The sequence below is a fragment of the Corynebacterium sp. S5S1 genome (assembly GCF_001913985.1).
Classification (GTDB): domain Bacteria; phylum Actinomycetota; class Actinomycetes; order Mycobacteriales; family Mycobacteriaceae; genus Corynebacterium; species Corynebacterium marquesiae.
The window spans coordinates 2,429-4,804 of record NZ_MKXT01000075.1; the positions used below are offsets into that span (position 1 = coordinate 2,429).

Below are 2,376 nucleotides of genomic sequence, written 5' to 3' on the forward strand. Positions count from 1 at the left end.
GCCGGAAAATCGTGGAAACACTTTCTGGAATCGACTCTATGCACGCGATCATCACCCACCAGAGCGAAGTAAGCAAGAAGACGGAGAGACACCGCAGGAAATGCTTGGAGCAGATGTACTTCGAGCTCTCCGAGATGCACGTCCATAACGTCACTTTGGAAAGCCGGCAAGAGGCACAAAACAAGCGAGACCTCGCCCATATCGTTGCTTTGCAGGGCCAAGGGCAAAGTGCTGGCATCCGACTACGACACGTACGTGGTGGCGATGATCCACTGCTCTGGATTCCAGATGCCGTTCTCGGAGCACTTAACTCCGTTCATCTGGGCGAGGAACAGTACTGGGAGAAGCTGCATGAGAAAGTGGTCCTCAACCGTCCCACCCCGGATTCCCTCTAGAGACAGGCGAAGACCCTGGGTCCAGTCGTCCGGCTGGGGTCCCAGGGTCTTCTTCCGATCCTGTCGTAACAGGTGGCAATGACCCTAGGTTAGCACCCTTTGTCACCGTCTGTCACCCTTTGTCACTGCCATACAGAACCAGCTCGTCGTCGCTTACCTGGGCCGGCGGCTTCATTGAAGTGCCCTGGGTTTTGATCCTAGGCATTTGCCTTGATCTCCATTATTTCTTGACTGGGGTGATGTTCCCAAAAACTCGGCTTCGACTTCAGCCGGGGTGCGGTAGCCCAAGCTCTGGTGGAGCGGTGATTCGTTCCACCATTTGCCCCACTCGAACGTGGCGATTTCCACATCCACAACATCGCTCCACCTGCGGGTATGGATCAGTTCGTTCTTGTGAGGAGCCGTTGACATTCTCAGCCAAAGCATTGTCGTAGGAATCCCCAACAGTCCCGGTAGACGCACTAATTCCGTGTTCTTCCAGGCGCTGGTTGTGGACAATGCTCACATACTGCGACCCGTGATCTTCAATGGTGAATCAGAACCGTCGTTTCCATCTACTCAAACGGAACAAAACCTGGGACACTTCAGGTGCTGGTTTTCCGACCTTAGATTAGGAGTGGGGCAGGCATCGACGGATCTTAGTATTAGTCGCTAACCCTAGGGTAAATAACGTGGATCATTATAGGTTAAACAAGGGGGTCTTGACTTTGTGGCCCTTTTCGGTATTCTCTGTTTAAGTGATTAGAGTCACTTAAGCAAGATTTGTTAATCAAGGAAAGAGGTAAGGTCTCATAATCGAACGTTTGAAAGGTTTGGTTATTTTTCATGCTTGATGAATGTGTCGAAGTCCGGATTTTGGGACGTTTTTCGTGTGAACTGACTGCGGAAATTGCTGCATGAGGTTTATCAGTTGGAAATGGTCCGTCAAGGGATTCAACGCCTTGCGGGGCTGAAGTGGTGAGCCTTAAAGTCCACCAATAAGGGTTTTTAGTTATGTTTAGTTTGGATGAAATTTCAACGACTATCGAAATCGAACAACTTGTGGCTGTCATTGAGGATCCTGAAGTAGTTGGGCAAAATAAAATTGCTACACGTGCTGTAGCCACTCGACAAAATGGTTGCTCGTTTACGCCAGATCGGTGGGGAAGTGCCAATTTTAAACCAATTTGTGACCGGCATGATATTTGTTATGGCCCTTCGAGTAGGACAAACCGTATCGACTGTGATAAACGATTTCGTGCGGGGCTGATAGCTGAATGCGTCCGGGCGTATGGATCGGGAGTTCGATCAGGGGCCTGTAAAGGAGTGGCTGAGGCTTATTATCGCGGCGTTCGTGCAGCCGGCTCGAGATTTTATAAGGGGCGAGGGCTCAACAATTAGGGAGTGGAATGAACATGCTGAAACCCCTGGAAAGCATCACAATTTTTTCGGTTCTCGTGGCCCTCGTGCTCTATGTATTTATGAGCATTATCGCTGCCTCGGGTGGCGGTTTTCCGTTTCTTGTTGGCGCATTATTTCTTCTGGCCACCGCTATCGCGGTTGTGTTTGTCGGGATAAATATTTCGCTCTGGAGCCACAAGCGGGCGCGGTATCGTTCATCTGCGATAGGAAAAATCGGCGCGTGGATAATTACCACCGGAATTGTTATTGCAGTTGCTTCTGTTATTACTCAGCTGTTTCGCGCCGGTGGTTTTTGGGAACCGCTGTTTAGTGAGCTTTTATGGGTAATAACTGCAGCTACCGGACTATTGTGGCTGGGGTTTATTCTACTTATGGTTTCCGGGAGAACTCGCTAAGCCAGAACGGTTGCCCGCGAGATAAAACCACCGAAGATAAAAACTGCCACGAAAAAACGCCGTGTCCGGCACGTAAAATGCGCGGACACGGCGTTCATGCAAGCCGCAGCGATGGTGCGGCGGAAGGTTTACTTCTTCGCTGCTGCGAAACGCTCTGCAACGTCGTCCCAGTTGAAGACGTTCCA

The 2,376-nt window shown here is 50.5% G+C and carries 3 protein-coding genes; all 3 read left to right on the forward strand.

Annotation, left to right across the window (positions count from 1 at the left end):
* The coding region (locus BKN05_RS12045; protein WP_286688743.1) for a hypothetical protein at window positions 1–395 on the forward strand (395 nt) is incomplete at its 5' end.
* 993 nt (window positions 396–1,388) lie between these two features.
* Window positions 1,389–1,775, forward strand: a complete 387-nt coding sequence (locus tag BKN05_RS12665; protein ID WP_082150566.1) for a phospholipase A2 — start codon at window positions 1,389–1,391, stop codon at window positions 1,773–1,775.
* A gap of 14 nt (window positions 1,776–1,789) precedes the next feature.
* On the forward strand, window positions 1,790–2,191 hold the full coding sequence (locus tag BKN05_RS12050; protein WP_249617826.1) for a hypothetical protein: 402 nt from the start codon (window positions 1,790–1,792) through the stop codon (window positions 2,189–2,191).
* The last annotated feature ends 185 nt before the right edge of the window (window positions 2,192–2,376 follow it).

Bases quoted from the DNA above. Each gene is read 5' to 3' on its own strand.
- BKN05_RS12050 (WP_249617826.1), top strand. From the start codon at position 1,790: ATGCTGAAACCCCTGGAAAGCATCACAATTTTTTCGGTTCTCGTGGCC.
- BKN05_RS12665 (WP_082150566.1), top strand. From the start codon at position 1,389: ATGTTTAGTTTGGATGAAATTTCAACGACTATCGAAATCGAACAACTT.